This window comes from Pseudoalteromonas sp. SR45-1 (genome assembly GCF_014163655.1).
GTDB classification, from domain to species: Bacteria; Pseudomonadota; Gammaproteobacteria; order Enterobacterales; family Alteromonadaceae; genus Pseudoalteromonas; species Pseudoalteromonas distincta.
In genome coordinates this window covers 60,627-80,830 of record NZ_JACJDR010000011.1, presented here as the reverse complement: position 1 = coordinate 80,830, position 20,204 = coordinate 60,627, and the positions used below count along the sequence as shown (strand labels likewise).

Sequence of the window (20,204 nt, the reverse complement as noted above, 5' to 3'; positions counted from 1 at the left end):
CAAATTTTAATCCTGAAAGGTCAACAGGCCCTAGTCATTTATTGCTTCTCATGTACGCCAAGGCTTTGGGCCTTACATTATTACTTTGCATAATGCTGTAGTGGTTGGCGTTGTTGGGTTTTATAAACGCGCCGCGTTACTGCAACCTGATTTAGGTTTTGCACTTGTAAGCGTTTTTGAAAAAAAGGGTTATGTTTTTGAAGCGGCCAGCGCACTTTTGCAATATAAGCATGAATTTGGAATTACAAAACTGTGTGCAATAACATCACCAGATAATAGGGCATCGCAGAATGTGTTGTTAAAATTGGGCTTTAAAATAAAGGGCAAGGCGGTTATCAATGATGATAAAACCGCCGTGATTATATTGTCACTTAACGATTAAAGTCTTGCTTGTTCTATTTGTTTTGCAACATTTAGGTTTATATTTAGCCATGTTGCTTCAAGTGTCGAAACCAAGCCATCATAGCCATCATCATCAATAGGGACCAATTGCGAAAAATTATTAATACTTATAAGGCGTCGGCCTGTTTCAGGGTGTGTGTAATATAAACGCCAAAGCCCAGAAATATCAGCGTTACCTTGCATATCGCCATTAAAGTGGTGAATTTCGTATTCAAGCTCATAAAACGTTTGTTGATCAAGTTCAGTAATGACCGGTAAGCCTTTTATTACCATCCAGTTGGGCATAGCATTAAAAAGTGTTTGCTGGGCTGTTGCAGTAAGCATTACATCCGGCGATTCGCCCCACAGGTTATAATTTGCAGCATGAATTTGGTTGCTATCTATTTTCATAGCAATGCCCAAATTATTTAAAGCGCCTCTAAGTACAACAGTTTGTATTCTTAGTTGCGCATCTGTATCTGCAACGTTTCGAGACGATGCACCTATAGGCTGCTCAAACTGGTAATACTGTGTCGCAGTTTGTATTGATGAACTACAACCTGCCAATAGTAATAATAAACTTGCAATTAAAAATAACGATTTCATTATTGCTTCCTTGGTTTTGGATCTGCTGGTAATGATTTATCAAAAATTAGCATATTAGGTTGCTCGTTTAATCCGCGAGTTAGAGGCTGTAGGCCCTCACTTAAACGTTTAAACTCTTTTAATGTTTGCTGTATTTGATGATGAAGTTCAGAACCGGCTTGGTAACTGGCCATGGTTTTATCAAATTGGCGCATAGTGACTTCAAACTGCTCCATGCTTTTTGTCATCTTTTCGAAATTACGGTTAAAGTCGCCAGGTAAGTTTTGTGTATCTTTTTGGCTTAGCAGCTCTCGCATTTCATTAGCAAGCGCTCGGTAATCGGTAAATGTAGCTTGCATTTGTGCCAAGCTATCTTCAACTTTTAAGTTATTTACCTTATTAAGTACGTCAGAAACTTGATCTGCTAATACAGTTATACCGCTTGAAATACTCGGAAAAACATCATACTGCACAAGTTTACCTAGGTGCGCTTCTGGCGCGTCGGGGTATATATCAAAATCTACATACACAGCACCCGTTAATAAATTACCAGGCTTTAACGAGGCGCGCATCCCACTTTCAATCCAGCCCTTTAAACTGCCTTGCCAATACTCTTTTGCTGAAGCACTGTCATGATACAAGCGTCCGTATTCTACTTTTATAAGCACTGGAACCGCCGTATTATGGTTTCTAAAGTGGGCAGGTTTACCGTCAATAATTACATTGGCAGGGGTTTCAACAACAGTACCTACACGCATACCTCTGTATTCGACAGGTGCACCTGTGCGTAGTCCTCGAACTGACTGTTCAAATTCAATTAGGTAGTAATCAAAATCATAAAAGCGCTCTTCTAACGCCTCTTTATAGCTTTGGCTTAATGAAAAGCTATGCCCATCTTGTGCTATTTCACCCGGGGCCTGTTGTTCAGGTAAACCAACCGAAATACCGCCTTTTAATAGTTTACTCAAAGAGCCCGTATTAATATTGATACCATCGGCAGATAGGTCAATTTCAATTCCTGCGTTCACCCAAAATATTGAGTTCATGGTGATCAGATTTTGATAAGGGGCTTTAATAAATACGCCATACTTCATTGCTTGGTTTTCCCAATCAAAAGTGGCGGTTTCTATTTGCCCTATTTTATAATTTTTGAAGAATATACCGGTGCTTACATCAAGTACTTCAGCGTTGTAACTCATTAATTTAAAACGACCACCTTTCACATCTTTACCAATGAGGGCGGGTTCATCTTGTAACTTAAAACGCTCTTTTAGTTCTTTACTTTCACCGGGTGAAAACTCTAAATATACACCAGACAATAACGTACTCATCCCGCTAATACCTGTTTCATCAATGCGTGGTTTCACGACCCAAATTTTGGCATCGTTAGTCAGTAGCTCGTTGTAATTTTTATCTATTTGCGCGCGAGCAATTACGCTGTCTTGCGTGTCGGATAGCCGAACATGATCAATTTGACCTATTTTTACACTGCGCACTTTTATTTCAGTCTTACCTGCAATAATACCTTCTGCTTGTGGCATTTCGATAAAAATAGTAGGGCCTTTATTAGCTTGGTATTGGTATAACATCCACATGCCCACTAAAAGCGCAATTGCCGGAATGATCCAGATAGCGGAAATTTTCGGTTCTTTTGTTATTTCGGCGGTTTCGGTCATGCTTTGTTCTCTGATTTTTTGTTTTTAGGGGAATCCCACAATAAGCGTGGGTCAAAGGCATGGGCAGCCATCATTTGGCATATTACCATAACTGTAAAAAATACAATGCCTAATCCTGGCGTTACTGACATTAAATTACCCAGTTGAACTAAGGCCACTAAAATAGCAACCACGAATACATCTATCATCGACCATTTACCAATAAACTCAGTCAGTTGATAAATTCGGGTGTAACTTTTTGTATGTTTATTGGCAGGCCTTGTAACCATAAAGCATAAAAAGCTCAATACAAAAGCTTTAGCAAGTGGCACCACAACGCTGGCTAAAAATATAATAGCGGCAATAGGGTAGGAGCCACTTTTCCAAAGAGTAATAACACCACCAATTAAAGTCGAAGGGGATTCATCCCCAAGGCTAGTGGTGTGCATAATAGGTAAAACATTTGCTGGAATATAACAAACAACAGAAGTAATTAGCCAAGCTGCTGCTTTTTGTACGCTATAAGGATTTCTGACGTGTGTTTTTGTATGGCAACGCTGGCAAATATTACCAGTACATAGTTGATGGCACACATGGCAGGCTTTAATATTTTCATCTATTGCACGTTTAGCATGCTCTGCGCCTTCGAGTACTTTTACAGGCTTTATTTGAGCCCATAAGCGTGGGCGATTTAAGTGAACAAGTGCAGCTATGTATAAAATAACAAACCCCACATAAGCCCAAAAACTCGTGCCGAAGCTAATATCAGCCAGCGACATGATTTTAACCATACTAACAAGTACGCCAATTAAAAATATTTCCGACATAATCCAAGGCTCTAACGCCAAAGTGAACTTTAGTAGTCGCCTTGCAATGCTCTCTGGTAATGCTTTTAAAAGCCCAAGATGCAAAGGAATTAAAATAACAAGCAAACCCATGGGCAGGGCAATAATGCTCAAATCAATAAATAAGCCAAGTAGCTCACTATCATAATTAAACAAAATTCGAGCCGCGTCGGGTAGTGTAATAGTTTGAGTTATACCGCTACTACTAAATGAAATAAAAGGGTAAAACATACTGCTGAGCAACATTAATAGTGCGCTAAAGCTTAGTGCAACTATGCGACTGTCGTGATTAACATCGGCTTCGCAAAGTTTATGGTGACAATGCGGGCATATCGCCATTTGTTTTGCGATTATGCGAGGTATATCTATGATCAGATCACAACAAGGGCAGACAGTTTGCAATTTAATACCAAGCAAGAAGAATATTTCTTCAATTTTGCTATATTTAATACATTAATACAACGCGTTCTGCCATCAAGCTGCTCGTTATATAAAGGAAGCGTGTGAAATATTATTTGTACTGCATATTAATGTGGCTCTTTATTTTCTCGCAAAATGCTGTGGCTATTAATAAAGAGAGAGAAGTAATTATCGCCGCGAGCGCATCAATTCCGCCCTATGTTTTTGCAAAAACAGACTCGGGTATACACCTAGGTTTAATCAAAGCCGCGTTAAAGGCTAATGGATTTGCTAATATTAATGTGCAATGTATGTCGAATAAACGCGCTGAGCATCAATTGCATAATAAAGGAGTAGATATACTTTTAAATTATGCAGGAAGAAGTAGTCCTGGTATTTACTCAAGTAAACCGGTACTTAATTATGAAAATGTAGCCATCACACTCAAGCGAAATAAATATAATATTGATAAAATAGAAGGCATGTTTAATAAAAACGTTCTTGCTTTTCAAAATGCAACTGCATATCTGCCTTCTATATTTAAAAGTAATGTTAAACACTTTAGCTCATATCAAGAGGTTATTAATCAAAAAGCGCAAGTAGATAAGCTGTTAAAAGATTGGGTGGATGTAATTGTGTTAGACAAGCGTATTTTTTACTATTACTACAATCAACATAAATCACCCGAAGCTGTGCAAATTTACACTTTATTTCCAAAAGCAGAGCGACCTGCTTATTTTAATAACTTCTCTTTAGCTACTGAGTTTGATATTGGTTTGGCGCTCATCAAGCAATACGGTACTTATAAAAGAATTGTTGATGAAGGCCAAACCCATTCATCAATCAAATAACGCCACTGTTTGACGTGTAAGCGCTATTAGCTCACCGGATTGTGACCATATACAGCCATCTTCTAAACCGTAACCATCTTTTGAGTGATGAGTGATTGCTTCAAAGCCAAGCCATTCGCCAGGTGATAAGTTTGGCTCTTGTACAAACTCTAAATACCATGACATGCTACTAGCTGGAGCGGGTTGTTTAAACATTTGTAATAACGTAGGTGGCCATGCATCTGTTAATGCAATTACATGCGCTTCAGTTATTTGCTCTGGGGTGTGCTTAAAGCGCATCCAGCCCCCTAAGTGAGACGTTTCTGCGCTGCTAAATGGCATGGCACCTTGTTGAGGGCATAAATCAACATGTTGAAAAAATTCAGGCATCTGGTCTTTAATAAAAGGTAGAGTTTGGCGCTCGTCTACCGGTTTTAACCCTAAAGACTTTGAAACAGGCACATTTACACCCGACTCTCTACTTTTAGCAAAACACGCTTGTACAATTACACACACTTGTTCATTTTGAATGGCTTTGGCGAGTACCTGTGTGCTGCTTTTACCTTGTCGTAATATTTCTACCGATAACGAAAAAGGAGTATCAGCTAGTAATGGCCCTACAAAATTTGTACTGAGTGAGAGTAGGCGACGATCATTAGATACTTTTCCTCTGATAGCTTGATACAACAGTGCGGCTGAGAGACCACCAAAAGCAGTTCTGCCTTGGCACCAGTTTTCTGGAAATTGCATTGTGCTAGTTAATTGTTCGGTATTGTCTGAACTTCCAATTTTTGCAGCTTGGAGAAGTAATTGTTCAAAATGCATGAAGATGTCCTTTTATAGTGCGATTTAATAAATTTATAACACAACCAAACTAGTCAGACCAGTAATTAAAAACGTCTCTGGCGGTGCAAAAATCACCATTCCTTACAATTATTAGGGTTATTTTGTAAATAAATCACAAAAAATGGATTTTTTTTCATTTTTACAGTTGAAATAAGTTTGGCGCATCCCTATTTACTATGTCATCGAACGTATTAACGAATATTGAAGTTGGAGAAGTTTCATGGGTAAAATTATTGGAATCGATTTAGGTACTACAAACTCTTGTGTTGCAGTACTTGATGGTGGCAAAGCACGTGTTATTGAAAACGCGGAAGGCGATCGCACAACCCCGTCTATTATTGCTTACACGCAAGACGGCGAAACATTAGTAGGTCAATCTGCTAAGCGTCAAGCGGTTACTAACCCGACAAACACATTATTTGCAATCAAGCGTTTAATTGGTCGTCGTTTTGAAGACGAAGAAGTACAACGCGATATCGGCATTATGCCGTTTAAAATCATCAAAGCTGATAACGGCGATGCATGGGTAGAAGCGGGTGGCGAAAAACGCGCTGCACCACAAATTTCTGCTGAAGTACTGAAAAAAATGAAGAAAACGGCAGAGGACTTCTTAGGTGAAGAAGTAACTGAAGCTGTAATCACAGTACCTGCATACTTTAACGATTCACAACGTCAAGCAACGAAAGATGCTGGCCGTATTGCGGGTCTTGAAGTTAAACGTATTATCAATGAGCCAACTGCTGCGGCACTTGCTTACGGTATGGATAAAAACCGTGGCGAAAACATCGTTGCAGTATATGACTTAGGTGGCGGTACTTTCGATTTATCAATCATTGAAATTGATGAAGTTGAAGGCGAGCACACTTTTGAAGTACTTGCTACAAACGGTGATACACACTTAGGTGGTGAAGATTTCGATAACCGTGTAATCAACTACTTAGTAGCTGAATTCAAGAAAGATCAAGGTTTAGACTTAAAAACTGATCCTCTTGCAATGCAACGTGTTAAAGAAGCTGCTGAAAAAGCAAAAATTGAACTGTCATCTGCACAATCAACTGAAGTAAACCTTCCGTATGTAACTGCTGATGCATCTGGTCCTAAGCACATGAACGTGAAACTAACACGTGCTAAGCTTGAATCACTAGTTGAAGATTTAGTAACTAAATCTCTAGAGCCACTTAAACGTGCACTTGCTGATGCTGATTTATCAGTAAGCGACATCAACGATATTATTCTTGTTGGTGGCCAAACACGTATGCCTTTAGTACAAAAAACAGTTGCTGATTTCTTCGGTAAAGAACCACGTAAAGACGTAAACCCTGATGAAGCAGTTGCAGTAGGCGCAGCGATTCAAGGTGGTGTACTTGCTGGTGACGTTAAAGATGTACTATTACTAGACGTTTCTCCATTATCTCTAGGTATTGAGACAATGGGCTCAGTAATGACAGCATTAATTGAGAAAAACACGACGATTCCTACTAAGAAATCGCAAACATTCTCAACAGCTGAAGATAACCAATCTGCTGTAACAATTCACGTGTTACAAGGTGAGCGTAAACGTTCAAGCGACAATAAATCTCTAGGTCAATTTAACCTAGAAGGTATTCGCCCAGCACAACGTGGTACACCGCAAATCGAAGTAACATTCGATGTTGATGCCGATGGTATCTTACATGTATCTGCAAAAGATAAAGATACAGGTAAAGAGCAAAAAATCACAATTCAAGCATCTTCAGGCCTAAGCGATGAAGAAGTTGAAAAAATGGTTCGTGATGCAGAAGCACATGCTGAAGACGATAAAAAGTTTGAAGAACTTGTAGCTGCTCGTAACCAAGCTGATGCTCTAGTACACGGTACTCGTAAGCAAATTGAAGAAGCTGGCGATGCATTACCAAGCGAAGACAAAGAAGCGATTGAAGCGGCTGTTGTAGATTTAGAAGCTGCTATTAAGAGCGACAACAAAGAAGAGATTGAAGCTAAAACTCAATCTCTTGCTGAAAAGTCTCAAAAACTAATGGAAATTGCACAAGCGAAAGCACAGCAAGGTTCAGCAGATGCAGGCGAGCAACAGCAATCAGCTAAGCAAGACGACGACGTTGTTGATGCAGAGTTCGAAGAAGTGAAAGACGACAAGTAATTGTTGCTAACGCTTCTCGCTAGCCAAAAACACTTAACTCAATCGAGTGTTTAGGTTAGGATGAACAATTGAGGCGCGCGAGCAATAGCTTGTCGCGCCTTTTGCATGTATTTAAGGTTTAAAAATTCAATGATAAATCGATGCGATTTATCGGTTTATCCAGCAGCTCACGCTGCAAACAGAAAAGAGTAGTGTGATAGATATGTCAAAACGCGATTATTACGAAGCCCTCGGCGTAAGCAAAGATGCGAGTGAGCGAGACATAAAAAAAGCGTATAAACGCTTAGCGATGAAATATCATCCAGATCGTACCGCAGGCGATAAAGAGCTTGAAACTAAATTTAAAGAAGTTAAAGAAGCTTACGAGATTTTAACCGATCCTCAAAAACGTCAAATGTATGACCAACATGGTCACGCGGCATTTGAGCAAGGCGGTGGCGGTGGTCATGGCGGCTTTGGTGGCGGTCATGGCGATTTTGGTGATGTATTTGGTGACGTATTTGGCGATATTTTTGGTGGCGGCGGTGGTCGACGTCAATCTCGTCAACAACGTGGTTCTGACTTACGTTACAACATGGACTTGAGCTTAGAAGAAGCGGTTCGTGGTAAAGAAGTTGAAATTAAAGTACCAACATGGGTGGGTTGTGAGCCATGTGATGGCAGTGGTGCTAAAGCAGGTTCTAAGCCTAAAACATGTACTACGTGTCATGGTGCTGGCCAAGTACAAATGCGCCAAGGTTTCTTTGCTGTTCAGCAAACGTGTCCAACGTGTCAGGGACAAGGTCAGATTATTTCAGACCCTTGTAACAAATGTCATGGCCAGGGCCGCGTAGAAAAAACTAAAACGCTTTCAGTTAAAATTCCAGCTGGCGTTGATACAGGAGACCGTATCCGCTTAACTGGTGAAGGTGAAGCCGGAATGCACGGCGCGCCATCTGGCGATTTGTACGTGCAAGTATCTGTTCGCGAACATGAAATATTTGTACGTGAAGCAAATAATTTATACTGTGAAGTACCAATTAGCTTTACAACAGCAGGTCTTGGTGGCGAAATTCAGGTGCCTACACTTGATGGTCGTGCAAAACTTAAAATACCTTCTGAAACGCAAACGGGCAAAATGTTCCGTATGCGTGGCAAAGGCGTTAAGTCTGTTCGAAGTGGTGCCCAAGGCGATCTAATTTGTAAGGTAGTAATCGAAACGCCAGTTAATCTTAACGAGCGTCAACGTGAACTACTGCAAGAGTTAGATGAAAGTATGGGTACAGATAGCTCGAAAAATCGTCCTAAAGAGCAAGGCTTTTTTGACGGTGTTAAAAAGTTTTTTGATGATTTAACTAAGTAAATTATTATTAATAATGAAACGGCGCTTTTTAGCGTCGTTTTTTTTTGCTTTAAATTTTATTTTTGTTACTGTTAAAAAAAACACGATTAAATAGTATGACCCCAGCAATCGAATTACTTAAAAAACAAAAAATCCCCTTTGAAGTACTCAGTTACGAACACGATGCAGGTAATAGTCAATATGGGCTTGAAGCTGTTGAAAAGTTAAATTTAGATAACGCCCAAGTATATAAAACTCTCGTTCTTGAAACGCATGAAAGGCAGCTAATTGTTGCTGTTACTCCTGTGTCGCAACAAGTTAACTTAAAACAGTTGGCAAAATTATGTGGTGCCAAAAAAGTAGCCATGGCTGCCCCGCAAAAAGTTCAAGCTAGCACTGGTTATATTTTAGGGGGAGTAAGTCCACTTGGACAAAAAAAACGCTTAGCTACGTTTATTCATAGTAGTGCTTCACTTTTTGATACTATTTATGTGAGCGCCGGAAAGCGAGGTTTAGAAATCGCACTCTCCCCAACTAATTTAGCGGCGTTAACTAGCGCTAAATTTGGCGATTTATAGCCTTTATTTTTAAAATTACTCTCCATAAAGGCAATTAACTCAAGTTAAGCAATTTGCTCAATACCTTATTTGTAACTACATTGAGAGTATCTTTATACCGTTAATATTTAATACCAAACGGTATTACACATTTTGTATACGGCTGTTTGTATGAACCTTTTAGATGTAGATTATTTTGCAATACTGGTGGCTGCACTGTCTTCTTTTATGCTTGGCGGCATATGGTACTCAAAAGCACTCTTTAAAAACGCTTGGCTAGAAAGTATTGGCTTAACTGACCTTGATTTACAATCAGCCAATCCTAAGTTGATATTTGGCGGCAGCTTCTTTTTAGTATTTATAGCGGCTTTAATGTTGTCTCTATTTTTAGGTAAAGACGCAAGTTTAGTTGAGTGTGTAGGAACAGGCTTTGTGATCGGCTTTTTTTGGATCAGTAGTTCACTAGGGTTAAGTTATATATTTGAGCAACGCCCTTTAAAACTATTTTTAATTAATGGGAGTTACTGTATTTTACAGTTTTCGTTAATGGGGCTTATTTTAGGTATTTGGCCGTAAGGGTTGAGTTGCCATTAATGCCCGGTTTGATTCTTACCTGAGAGTAGAGTAGGTTTATATAATCGTATTTACATGATTTGGTAGCAGTATTAATGAAAATATTAGTAGTTGATGATATGCCACTCATGCGTCATGTTTTAATTAATATGCTAAGAAAGTTGGAGTATTGCAATATCGTTGAAGCTACAGATGGATTACAAGCTTTGGCTTTATTACGTGAGCAACATTTCGATTTGGTTATTACAGATCTTCATATGCCAAAAATGGATGGCGTTGATTTACTCACAAACATTCGAAAAGACAGAGCCCTTGCTGATATTCCTGTGTTGATGGTTACCTGTGAGGATAGTACAGATAAAGTTAAGCAAGTAATTGCGGCTAAAGTATCGGGGTTTATAATCAAACCTTTTAATATGAATGTATTATCATCTCAATTAAACCGCTTCTTTTTCAAAGATTAGGTTATATTTTTCATCATCATTAAATTATTATGAGCTCACTTTAATAACCATACCGCGTAAAAATTCTAAAACCCAGTGGTCACCTTTACCCACCTAATACCAATGAGCAATGATACTTAATCATTTTGCGAGGCTAAATGTATCGCTCCCTGTGTTAAAAAATTCTCATTTAGAACAGTTAAATAGCGAATTTTCGCCTAGCTATCAACACGTTTTTCTACCCTCAAAATAGATCACTTAATTAAACGAATTGGTATAAACTGGTATAATAAAGAATAATTTTTTATACAGTACAGCAGGACTTAATGGCAAAACCTAATAAAAAAGGCCCCACTAAAACGGTCGATATTTTTTGCTCTGCTTGTAAAGCTTCCTTATTTAAATATCGAAAAGGAGGCAAAGGAGCATTAGTTAAGTGTTTTAAAGAGCGTATTAGTCAAGACTTTACACAAGAGCCCTGTATTTGCCCTAACTGTACTCGGCCTTTTGCCCGAGAAGCGATTATTCGTGGTGCACCTGCCTATAAAATAATTGGTGGCAAAGTAACGTTTAAATAATTCAGATACAGTAAAATTTATTCATACGGACATATGGCCTTGTTAGAATTTACCATATTGATAGAATCGCTCGGTTTGCTGTTTCAATGAATGAAAAAATACCCTCCCCATGGATCGGGCCAGTTTATTGGGTTATTTAAAAATGGATAAAGGATAGTTTCGTGATAGCACTCTTATTTGACATCATAGGTATGACAGGTACTTTTTTAGTAGTTGGTTCATTTTTCTTACTGCAGCTAGGAAAGACGTCTCCATCTAGCCTAACGTATAATATGATGAATTTAACAGGGGCGATTTTGTTGTTAATTAGCCTTTGCTATAACTTTAATTTAGCGAGCTTTGTGATAGAAATATTTTGGATAGCTGCTTCATTAATTGGTTTATACAAATACCTAAAAAACAGATCAGCTTTAGCTACAAATTAATAACGTATTAATTTTGTTCTAAACCTTAAACACTGCAAGCACAACTGTTTGCGGTGTTTTTTGTTTTTAGGACTAAATTTAATTAACAAGTATAATTAAATTCATTTGTTAACAAAAAGTTTATATCCCTGCCTCATATAAGTCGTTACACTAGCGACCTTAAATTTTTAGGCTATTTCTCGGGTAGGCCATGTTTACGTTTTCTAAAAAAATAATTACAGTATGTATATTATTAGTATTAATTTTGGTTGTTACATTTTGGGTAGGCCGCGCTCACGATATTGAAAAAGCAACAGCTCAAGCGCAGCGTCAGGTTACTCAATTAAATAATTACATTGATACTGAACTCGCTCGTTTTTCGGCTATTCCCCAGCTACTTACTTATAATCAGTTAATGATTGAATTTGCAAACGGCGACCAAGCCCATTACAACGCTATAAATAACTACTTAGCTGATATACAACAAGCCAGTGGTGCATCAGATATATTTGTACTGAATGCCCAAGGCGCAGTAACGGCAAGTAGTAACTGGCAAGCCGATTACACATTTTTAGGCAGTAACTTTGCCTTTAGACCTTACTTTAAACGTGCATTTGCAGGTGAAAAAGTGGCCTACTTTGCACTAGGTATGCGTTCAAAAGAGCGTGGTATTTATTTTTCGCAGGCTGTTTATCACGACAACAAAGCGGTTGGTGTTGTTGTATTAAAAGTGAATGTAAGCAAATTTGAAAACGACAGAGAGCTTTTAAATACATCTAAAGGTAGCCATTTTTATTTAGAGCTTAGTGATAATGTAATTGCGATGTCTGATATGCAAACATGGCGTTTAAATAGCTTCAGTGAGTTTGATATAACAAAGCGACGTAATATAAAGTTACGCCGTGCTTATTTAGATCATCAACCTGTATATATTAAGCAATTTCAATATAAGAGCCAGGGTATTTCGCATTTCAAAATTAATAAAAACCTTTATGTGAGTGCGACAAAACCATTGCGTTACTTTAGTGCACATATGAACGTACTTGTTGATATTACAAAAGTAAATTCAGCTCAATTAATACGCTTGTTTTGGGCATTTAGCATTTATGCTTTAGTTATTATTGTTGGTTATAGTTTACTTGCTCGTTTTGCGGGTTATAAAAAGCTCGTTTACTCTAGGCATAGTCTTGAGCAAAAAGTGATTGAGCGCACACAAGAGCTTGAGAAAACGCAAGTTGCATTAGTTCAATCAGCAAAACTTGCAACAATTGGGCAGTTAAGCGCAGGTATTAATCACGAAATAAACCAGCCCCTTAGCGCTATGAATACTTACCTAGCAAGCGCCAAACGTTTACTCGCTAAGCAAAATTACACCGCACTTGGCGAAAGCATAACTGTGATTGAGGGGCTTGTAGGTCGCGTACACAAAATAGTGGGGCAGCTAAAACATTTTAGCAAACCATCACAAACTCAATTAAGGCCTTATCCGTTAGCTGGTTTATTAAATAACGCCTTGATGATTGCCAGCTCACAACTAAAACAAGATAACGTACACGTAGAGCAGCCTAATTTAGATAGTGGGTTAATAGTGTGGGTTGATTCACTTAAATTTGAGCAAGTGTTGGTTAACTTAATAACTAACGCGAGCCAAGCTATGAATGGCGCAATAATACGTAAATTAAGTTTTAATGTTGAGTGCTTTGATAATCGAGTAAAACTCTCAATTTTAGATACAGGGCCTGGAATAGAGCAACATGCTTTTGGTAATATTTTCGAACCTTTTTATAGTACTAAAGAGAGTAACGGCTTAGGCCTTGGATTATCTATTTCAAAACAAATCATTGACTCGTTTAATGGCTCTTTAAGTGCGCACAATCGACTGCAAGGCGGGGCTGAGTTTATAATCAGTCTATCAAGCACGCAGGATAAAACAGATGATTGAAAACTCACCGTGTAAGCACATCATTGTAGTTGATGATGAAGCGATGATCAGAGATTCATTAAAACAATTACTTACTCTCGAAGGCTATACAGTTGAGTGTTTTAATGATGCAAGTACGGCTCTAACAAAGCTTAATCGACGTTTTATGGGCGTTGTACTGAGTGACATAAATATGCCGACAATGGATGGGCTTACTTTGCTTGAGCAAGTCACGGCATTTGATAGTGAACTGCCGGTTATATTTTTAACAGGGTACGCCGATGTAACTATTGCTGTTAAAGCTATGCAATTAGGCGCGTATGACTTATTTGAAAAACCAGTAAACGAAACATTGCTTGATTGCATAGCAAGAGCATGCGACAAGCGTAGCTTAGTGATTCAAAATCGTGCACTAAAACTTGCTGTACAAAAAACCTCAGCGCCGGGTGTACGAATACTGGGTGATACTCCTAAAATGCAAGATATGATGCATTTACTCAATACGGTTATTGATACCCCAGCTGATGTAATGATTGAAGGTGAAACTGGCACGGGTAAAGAGCTTGTAGCGCGTTACTTACACGATCAAAGTATTCGCTCAGCAAGTAACTTTGTGGCTATAAATTGCGGCGCGGTGCCTGAGCAGTTGATAGAAAGTGAGTTATTTGGTGCTGCAAGCGGTGCCTATACCGGAGCAACTCACACTCGTAAGGGAAAGTTTGAATTCGCACAAGGTGGTACTGTTTTTTTAGATGAAATAGAAAGTACCCCAATGTCGTTGCAGGTTAAATTATTACGCGTATTAGAGGAGCGAAAAGTAACTCCAGTAGGTGATAATAAAGCAATTGAATTAGATATAAGAATTGTTGCAGCCACTAAAGTAGATTTGCTTTTATTAGTTGAAAAAGGTGAATTTAGAGCAGATTTATATTATCGACTAAGTTTGGTAAAAGTAGATATACCACCACTTAGAGCTCGCAAAGCAGATATAGTATTACTGTTTAAGCATTTTAGCTCTATTGCAGCAACACGCTATCACAAGCCGCCAGCACCTCTTAATAGCGAAATACAACAGCGACTCTTAGCGTACGACTGGCCTGGTAATGTAAGGGAGCTTAGAAACCAAGCTGAGCGCGCGGTTTTATTAGGAGTAGAACTTGCTTTTAGTGTTAGCAAAACGCAGGCTAAAGGTGAGCTTTCTCCCGATTTAAGCTTATCTGAAAAAGTTGCTTTTTATGAGCAGTCGTTAATAGAAGAAGCCCTAGAGCGTAACCATGGCAGTATTAAAAATACGATGGATACTCTGCAAATCGCTCGTAAAACCCTTTACGATAAAATGAGTAAATACAATTTAAACCGTGATATGTTTATTGACTAAATTGTGTGGTTTATGTGACAACTTCGTTTTTATGGTGTGTGGGAAACCGCACATTTATTCTCTTTTTTATACGCAACACCCATTAACCATCTGAAATATAAAAGTATTTTACCATTGGCAGTAAAGTTGCCTTATTAGGTCTGACAACAAGTAGATTCTAATAATTAGGACACATAATGATAAAGTTTACACACTCTACTATTTTACTCACCTCAATAAGTAGCTTTGCTTTTTACTCGTACACGGCTTGCGCTACTGAATATGATGTTTATGGTAAAGCCGAAGTGCAAATTGCTAATACAGATACGGGTATTATGCGTTACGCAGAAGAAGGCACGCAGATTGAAGCGCCATTTTCGCGTATAGGTATTCAAGGGCAACACAAATTAAATGAATATTTAAACGTTGTTTTTAAATACGAAGTGCAAGTAAAAGGCTTTGAGCAAGATGACACCGAAGAGCCATTTAGTGCAAGGAATACATACCTTGGTTTAAAAGGTCAATTTGGCGAGCTTGTAGTGGGAAGAAATGATACTCGCTTTAAATACTCTGAAGGCAAAGTTGATAACTTTAATGAAACCCAAGGTGACATAGCTCAAGTTATTGCAGGACAAGATAGACTTGGTGATACGCTAACATACACTTCTAAGTATTGGCATAATACGCAGTTTTCGTTTACTTACGCTCCAAAAGACGACAACAAAGATAACGAAGCTGGATTTGCAGCAACCTTTATTTATGGTGATCGAAGCTTAAAAAACACCTCATATTACTTATCATTAAGCCATGTTGATTCTCTTAATAATATTAATGCGAGCCGAATAGCAGCAGCCTATAAATTTGAACAATTACAGCTTGGTGCACTGTATCAGCATTCTGAATCAACAGATGGTATAAAATCAGGTAACGGTTATGTGTTAAGTGCAAGCTATACGCTTGATAAATGGGTACCTAAATTACAGTTTGCTAAAGATGACTCTTTACTTCGTCAAACTTCTGAGGCAACGCAATGGACTACGGGCCTTGACTATGTATTTGATAAGCAAACAACTGCTTACCTTTTATACACCGACCTTAATTTAGAAGAACAAGACGACAGCAGTGTTGCGCTTGGTCTTAAATACAAATTTTAGAGGCCTGCCATGACAGATAATATACTCACGCAAAAACCAGATAAGAAAAGACATTTCCAATGGCTTTTTTTGATACTAGGCCCTGTAGTAATGCTATTAACATGTTTACTCGATCCACCAACGGGTATGTCTGTAGCGGCATTTAAAACCGCAGGTTTAGCATTTTGGATGGCGTCGTGGTGGGTGAGCGAAGTAGTACCAATTCCAGCAACTGCTTTGCTCCCTCTGGTAATATCACCACTTGCTGATATAGCAGCAATTAAAAGCGTGGCTGCCCCGTATGCGCACCCGCTAATATTTTTATTTTTAGGTGGTTTTTTAATTTCTATTGCTATGGAGCGTTGGGGGTTACATAAACGTATTGCGCTAAGCACCATGTTATATGCGGGTAAAAAGCCAAGCTTGCAAATTTTAGCAATGATGCTGGTAACCGCATTTTTGTCGATGTGGATGTCAAATACCGCAACAGCTGTAATGATGCTGCCTATTGCGCTTTCAATTACTAATTTAGTTAAGCAATCAGACCCGAGTAATGAAGGTTTTGGTAAGGCTTTACTGTTATCAATCGCTTATGGTGCAAGTATTGGTGGTATTGCTACCTTAATCGGTACTCCGCCTAATGCTTTAATGGCTGCGTACTTGTCTGATAGTTATCAAATAGAAATTGGCTTTGCGCAATGGATGATTGTAGGCGTACCACTGTCTTTAGGCATGCTAATTATTAGCTGGGTTTGGCTTACTAAATTTGCGTATAAAGTAGATGCTAATATTAAAAACGATCAAAAAATTGATACAAAAGCGGTGTTTTCAACGCAGTTAAAAAGCCTAGGTATAATGCAGCGCGCCGAAAAAGGCGTGTTATTTGTGTTTGTTTTAGCAGCACTGTGTTGGATATTTAGACCTTTATTAGGTGATATAACAGGTCTTAATATTTCAGATACTACTATTGCAATTGCAGCGGCATTGCTGTTGTTTGTAATGCCAGCGAATAAAGGCAAAGATGAGCGTATCCTTGATTGGGAAAGCGCAGCTAAAGTGCCGTGGGGCGTTTTATTATTATTTGGTGGCGGGCTTACACTTGCATCTCAAATTAAGTCATCAGGGCTTGCTGAATTTATTGCTCACCTAATTGAAGGCGCCAGCACTATTCCACTTGTTATGAGTGTACTTGTTGTTGTGGCATTAATTACGTTTTTAACTGAGATCACAAGCAATACAGCAACTGCAGCTGGCTTTCTTCCTTTGTTAGGGCCCGTTGCAGAGTCTATAACAGGTTCACCATTGGTTTGGGTTATTCCTGCAGCTATAGCGTGTAGTTGTGCGTTTATGATGCCGGTAGCGACACCACCAAATGCTATTGTGTTTGGCTCAGGGCAAATTCAAATGCGCGACATGATAAGAGCGGGCTTTGTGCTAAACATTGTGGCTATTGTATTAATTACGTTGGTTACAATGACGATTGCAGCCCAAGTATTTGGCTTTTAAAGCTGAACTAAATTAGTTCTAACCAACCTATGCCAGAGTAGCTTTGTTTATATTTACAGTTTTAAACAAAGCTACTCTTTATGCTTATTTATATTGCTTAAGAAGCTCTTTTTTAGATAATTAGTGTTATTGCTCGAAAAACAGAACAAGGTTATAGTCGTTAATAACTTTAAAAATTGAGTAACCTATTTTGAGCACTGAGACATCACATGCAATGCCTTTAATTCCCCAGTTTGATGAATTGCAAAAAAGCTTTCTCGAAACGCCTTACTTGCCAATTGATAAACGTCTCGTTTTATTGAAAAAACTCCGTGTACGTATTGTTGAACTTGAGCAAGAGCTAGTAGATGCTGCTTCAAAAGACTTTGGTTACAGAACCGCTTTCGATACATTACTAGGCGATATATTACCTACAGTGCAAACACTCGCGCACATTATTAAAAAATTGCCAAAATGGGCAAAGCCAAGTAATCGCTCTGTGGGTTTAAGCTTATGGCCTTCAAAAGTAAGTGTTAATTATCAGCCCAAAGGTGTGGTTGGTATTATTGCACCGTGGAATTACCCTATTCAGTTAGCGTTAGTACCTGTGCTTACCGCCATAGCTGCCGGTAATAGAGTGATGCTTAAATTAAGCGAATTCACACCTCATACAAACGCCGTTATCGAAAAAATATTTAAAGATGATCTGCAAGCTCATTGTAAAATAATACTAGGGGGGAGTGATGTTGCAGCACAGTTTTCATCACTGCCATTTGCTCATTTATTATTTACGGGTTCTACGAACGTAGGTAAATTAGTAATGGCGTCAGCGAGTCGTAATTTAACGCCGGTAACGCTTGAACTCGGTGGTAAATCGCCAGTTATTATTATGCAAAATGCCGATATTAAAAAAGCGGCACAAGCCTTACTGTTTGGCAAAATGGCCAACGCAGGGCAAATATGCGTTGCACCTGACTACGTATTAGTACCCAAAGAGCTTGAACATCAGCTTATTCAGCAATTATGTGAGCTGTATAAAAAGCATTTTAAAGACGGTGTTGAAGGTAAAAACTTAACTTCTATCATTAGCGATGCGCATTATAAACGTTTGGCAACCTACTTAGAGCAAGCCCAAGAACTGGGTGCAAACATTATTAAGCCACTTGAACACAATCAGCAAGACGAAGAAAAGCATCGTATGGGGCTGCATTTAGTGACTCAAGTAACTGACGAAATGCAGCTTATGCAAGATGAGTTATTTGGTCCAATACTGCCAATAATGAGTTATGAAAAGCTCGACAGCGCAATTGACTATATTAAAGCTCATCACCACCCATTAGCGCTTTATATTTTAGGCCAAGATAAGCACGCTCAAGAATACATTATGAAGCAAACAATCAGTGGCACTGTGGCAATAAACGATACCTTAGTGCAAGTAACTGCTGACGATGCTCCTTTTGGTGGTGTAGGCCATTCAGGAATGGGGCATTATCATGGTATAGAAGGTTTTTTAACGTTTAGCCATGCTAAAAATACGTTAGTATCGGGCTCGTGTAATCCTCGCATTGTTATGCTACTAAAACAAAGCAAACTTATTATTAAGCTTCTAAAGTGGCTTTACATAAAATAATAGGGTGCTGATTTGGTAAAGTTGAATAGGTGTTAACTTGCTAATCAAGATATATTAAAAAGGCTGAATTACATTATGTAATTCAGCCTTTTTTAGATTAGTTTAAAGCTACGGTCTTAAACTCTAAAATAAGACTTTAAAATAAGCGACCTTCGCCAGCATAGGTACCCACTTGTATTTTTGCATAAATGGCATCGGCTTTTTCTTTAGCTGCTTCAATTTCTTTAGGCAGCATTTTACGCTCATCAAGTTTACGGCTATGACTCGCTTGCATATTACCGTTGTACTCAGCGATAGTATTCCAAATATATGACTTTTCAAGATCTTTTGGCATACCTAGTCCTTCAAAATACATGAGGGCTAAATTAAATTGCGCTAAAGAGTAATTGTTTGCAGCTGCTTTTTCGTACCAGTTACGTGCCGCTTCATAGTCTCGTGTAACACCCACGCCATTAGCGTACATTACGCCCAAATTAAATTGAGCTGCAGGTAAATTCTTCTTAGCTGCTTTTTCAAATAAGGTAACTGCCATTTGATGATCAAGTTTTACGCCTTTACCTTCATCGTATAAAACAGCTAGAGCAAACATCGAATCAGCATGGTTCTTTTTAACGCCTTGTTGATAAAGCGCAGCTGCTTTGCGGTAATCGCGTGTTACACCGTATCCACCTTCGTATAATTTGGCTAGTTCGTAAATTCCTGGCGCAAAGCCTTTATCTGCTAGGTATTGGAACTCTTTTAGGGCGACTGCAAATTCACCTTCGTTAGCTGCTCTTATGCCACCTTCTAATGTTGCATGAGCGAAAGGGCTGGCAAGTAAAACGCCAGCAAGAATGAGTGCTTTTAAATTAAACTGTGACATATTAATGTCTCCAATTAGTAATAGTTTCGATAGATTTTAGGGCCAGTACATTTTTTAGATTAAACATCCACTGCTATTTAGGCTCGCCCTTGAGGCGGTTTGCTCTTTGTTGCTCGGTTTTTTAATGAGCTTACTAAGTTACAAACTTCGCGCGGCGATTAAATAGCGCCTAGATAGAACAGATTTAATCCTAAAAGGTCAACAGGCCATAGTTAAATGCTAATTTATTAAATTTTTGCACTATTTGCACATTATAAACGTT

The 20,204-nt window shown here is 38.6% G+C and carries 19 protein-coding genes; 14 read left to right on the top strand and 5 right to left on the bottom strand.

What is annotated here, in order from left to right:
• Positions 1 to 40 precede the first annotated feature (40 nt).
• Complete coding sequence (locus H5089_RS12615) at positions 41 to 382, top strand: GNAT family N-acetyltransferase (protein WP_310735809.1); 342 nt, start codon at positions 41 to 43, stop codon at positions 380 to 382.
• Here the strand turns inward: H5089_RS12615 and H5089_RS12610 are convergent.
• From H5089_RS12610 to H5089_RS12600, 3 genes are read right to left on the bottom strand one after another with little or no spacing between them, the layout of a single operon-like run.
• On the bottom strand, positions 379 to 987 hold the full coding sequence (locus H5089_RS12610) for a PqiC family protein (protein ID WP_182712329.1): 609 nt from the start codon (positions 985 to 987) through the stop codon (positions 379 to 381). The two genes, H5089_RS12615 and H5089_RS12610, sit on opposite strands and share 4 nt — an antisense overlap.
• A complete protein-coding gene (gene pqiB / locus H5089_RS12605) occupies positions 987 to 2,642 on the bottom strand; it encodes an intermembrane transport protein PqiB (RefSeq protein WP_182695179.1) in 1,656 nt (551 codons plus the stop codon). Before pqiB ends, H5089_RS12610 begins: the two co-directional genes overlap by 1 nt.
• On the bottom strand, positions 2,639 to 3,805 hold the full coding sequence (locus tag H5089_RS12600) for a paraquat-inducible protein A (RefSeq protein WP_024595565.1): 1,167 nt from the start codon (positions 3,803 to 3,805) through the stop codon (positions 2,639 to 2,641). Before H5089_RS12600 ends, pqiB begins: the two co-directional genes overlap by 4 nt.
• 164 nt (positions 3,806 to 3,969) lie before the next feature.
• Here H5089_RS12600 and H5089_RS12595 point away from each other — a divergent pair, with 164 nt between their 5' ends.
• On the top strand, positions 3,970 to 4,716 hold the full coding sequence (locus tag H5089_RS12595) for an ABC transporter substrate-binding protein (protein ID WP_182712328.1): 747 nt from the start codon (positions 3,970 to 3,972) through the stop codon (positions 4,714 to 4,716).
• Here H5089_RS12595 and H5089_RS12590 read toward each other — a convergent pair.
• Positions 4,705 to 5,520, bottom strand: a complete 816-nt coding sequence (locus H5089_RS12590) for a thioesterase family protein (RefSeq protein WP_182712327.1) — start codon at positions 5,518 to 5,520, stop codon at positions 4,705 to 4,707. The genes H5089_RS12595 and H5089_RS12590 overlap by 12 nt on opposite strands.
• A gap of 241 nt (positions 5,521 to 5,761) precedes the next feature.
• Between H5089_RS12590 and dnaK the strand changes: the two genes are divergently transcribed.
• From dnaK to H5089_RS12530, 12 genes are all read left to right on the top strand, one after another.
• Positions 5,762 to 7,678 (top strand): molecular chaperone DnaK, encoded by a 1,917-nt coding sequence (gene dnaK, locus H5089_RS12585; protein WP_182712326.1) that lies wholly within the window; start codon positions 5,762 to 5,764, stop codon positions 7,676 to 7,678.
• A 202-nt stretch (positions 7,679 to 7,880) separates the two neighbouring features.
• Positions 7,881 to 9,020 (top strand): molecular chaperone DnaJ, encoded by a 1,140-nt coding sequence (dnaJ, locus tag H5089_RS12580; RefSeq protein ID WP_002959065.1) that lies wholly within the window; start codon positions 7,881 to 7,883, stop codon positions 9,018 to 9,020.
• 95 nt (positions 9,021 to 9,115) lie between these two features.
• Positions 9,116 to 9,577 (top strand): Cys-tRNA(Pro) deacylase, encoded by a 462-nt coding sequence (gene ybaK, locus H5089_RS12575; protein WP_182712325.1) that lies wholly within the window; start codon positions 9,116 to 9,118, stop codon positions 9,575 to 9,577.
• Between the two features lie 150 nt (positions 9,578 to 9,727).
• Positions 9,728 to 10,132, top strand: coding sequence for a DUF1761 domain-containing protein (locus H5089_RS12570; RefSeq protein WP_024595561.1), 405 nt, complete (start codon positions 9,728 to 9,730; stop codon positions 10,130 to 10,132).
• A gap of 92 nt (positions 10,133 to 10,224) precedes the next feature.
• On the top strand, positions 10,225 to 10,593 hold the full coding sequence (locus tag H5089_RS12565; protein WP_182712324.1) for a response regulator: 369 nt from the start codon (positions 10,225 to 10,227) through the stop codon (positions 10,591 to 10,593).
• Between the two features lie 305 nt (positions 10,594 to 10,898).
• The gene (locus H5089_RS12560) at positions 10,899 to 11,150 is read left to right on the top strand and encodes a hypothetical protein (protein WP_182712323.1); all 252 of its coding nucleotides are present in this window, start codon (positions 10,899 to 10,901) and stop codon (positions 11,148 to 11,150) included.
• 161 nt (positions 11,151 to 11,311) lie between these two features.
• Entirely contained in the window at positions 11,312 to 11,575 is a 264-nt protein-coding gene (locus tag H5089_RS12555; RefSeq protein WP_024595558.1) for a hypothetical protein, read from the top strand.
• Between the two features lie 190 nt (positions 11,576 to 11,765).
• Entirely contained in the window at positions 11,766 to 13,496 is a 1,731-nt protein-coding gene (locus tag H5089_RS12550; protein WP_182712322.1) for an ATP-binding protein, read from the top strand.
• Positions 13,489 to 14,853: a sigma-54 dependent transcriptional regulator gene (locus H5089_RS12545; RefSeq protein ID WP_182712321.1), complete on the top strand. Its 1,365-nt coding sequence runs from the start codon at positions 13,489 to 13,491 to the stop codon at positions 14,851 to 14,853. The genes H5089_RS12550 and H5089_RS12545 overlap by 8 nt, the downstream gene beginning before the upstream one ends.
• A 176-nt stretch (positions 14,854 to 15,029) precedes the next feature.
• Positions 15,030 to 15,986: a porin gene (locus H5089_RS12540; RefSeq protein WP_182693761.1), complete on the top strand. Its 957-nt coding sequence runs from the start codon at positions 15,030 to 15,032 to the stop codon at positions 15,984 to 15,986.
• A gap of 9 nt (positions 15,987 to 15,995) precedes the next feature.
• The gene (locus H5089_RS12535; protein ID WP_182695174.1) at positions 15,996 to 17,471 is read left to right on the top strand and encodes an SLC13 family permease; all 1,476 of its coding nucleotides are present in this window, start codon (positions 15,996 to 15,998) and stop codon (positions 17,469 to 17,471) included.
• A gap of 214 nt (positions 17,472 to 17,685) precedes the next feature.
• Complete coding sequence (locus H5089_RS12530) at positions 17,686 to 19,080, top strand: coniferyl aldehyde dehydrogenase (protein WP_182712368.1); 1,395 nt, start codon at positions 17,686 to 17,688, stop codon at positions 19,078 to 19,080.
• Positions 19,081 to 19,216: 136 nt separating this feature from the next.
• Here the strand turns inward: H5089_RS12530 and H5089_RS12525 are convergent, their stop codons facing one another.
• Positions 19,217 to 19,942, bottom strand: a complete 726-nt coding sequence (locus tag H5089_RS12525) for a tetratricopeptide repeat protein (protein ID WP_182712320.1) — start codon at positions 19,940 to 19,942, stop codon at positions 19,217 to 19,219.
• Positions 19,943 to 20,204 lie beyond the last annotated feature (262 nt).

What these genes read in the sequence shown, in the direction of transcription:
- H5089_RS12610 (WP_182712329.1), bottom strand. Translation starts at nt 987, where the DNA reads ATGAAATCGTTATTTTTAATTGCAAGTTTATTATTACTATTGGCAGGT.
- pqiB (WP_182695179.1), bottom strand. Translation starts at nt 2,642, where the DNA reads ATGACCGAAACCGCCGAAATAACAAAAGAACCGAAAATTTCCGCTATC.
- H5089_RS12600 (WP_024595565.1), bottom strand. Translation starts at nt 3,805, where the DNA reads ATGGCGATATGCCCGCATTGTCACCATAAACTTTGCGAAGCCGATGTT.
- H5089_RS12590 (WP_182712327.1), bottom strand. Translation starts at nt 5,520, where the DNA reads ATGCATTTTGAACAATTACTTCTCCAAGCTGCAAAAATTGGAAGTTCA.
- dnaK (WP_182712326.1), top strand. Translation starts at nt 5,762, where the DNA reads ATGGGTAAAATTATTGGAATCGATTTAGGTACTACAAACTCTTGTGTT.
- dnaJ (WP_002959065.1), top strand. Translation starts at nt 7,881, where the DNA reads ATGTCAAAACGCGATTATTACGAAGCCCTCGGCGTAAGCAAAGATGCG.
- ybaK (WP_182712325.1), top strand. Translation starts at nt 9,116, where the DNA reads ATGACCCCAGCAATCGAATTACTTAAAAAACAAAAAATCCCCTTTGAA.
- H5089_RS12570 (WP_024595561.1), top strand. Translation starts at nt 9,728, where the DNA reads ATGAACCTTTTAGATGTAGATTATTTTGCAATACTGGTGGCTGCACTG.
- H5089_RS12565 (WP_182712324.1), top strand. Translation starts at nt 10,225, where the DNA reads ATGAAAATATTAGTAGTTGATGATATGCCACTCATGCGTCATGTTTTA.
- H5089_RS12560 (WP_182712323.1), top strand. Translation starts at nt 10,899, where the DNA reads ATGGCAAAACCTAATAAAAAAGGCCCCACTAAAACGGTCGATATTTTT.
- H5089_RS12550 (WP_182712322.1), top strand. Translation starts at nt 11,766, where the DNA reads ATGTTTACGTTTTCTAAAAAAATAATTACAGTATGTATATTATTAGTA.
- H5089_RS12545 (WP_182712321.1), top strand. Translation starts at nt 13,489, where the DNA reads ATGATTGAAAACTCACCGTGTAAGCACATCATTGTAGTTGATGATGAA.
- H5089_RS12540 (WP_182693761.1), top strand. Translation starts at nt 15,030, where the DNA reads ATGATAAAGTTTACACACTCTACTATTTTACTCACCTCAATAAGTAGC.
- H5089_RS12535 (WP_182695174.1), top strand. Translation starts at nt 15,996, where the DNA reads ATGACAGATAATATACTCACGCAAAAACCAGATAAGAAAAGACATTTC.
- H5089_RS12530 (WP_182712368.1), top strand. Translation starts at nt 17,686, where the DNA reads ATGCCTTTAATTCCCCAGTTTGATGAATTGCAAAAAAGCTTTCTCGAA.
- H5089_RS12525 (WP_182712320.1), bottom strand. Translation starts at nt 19,942, where the DNA reads ATGTCACAGTTTAATTTAAAAGCACTCATTCTTGCTGGCGTTTTACTT.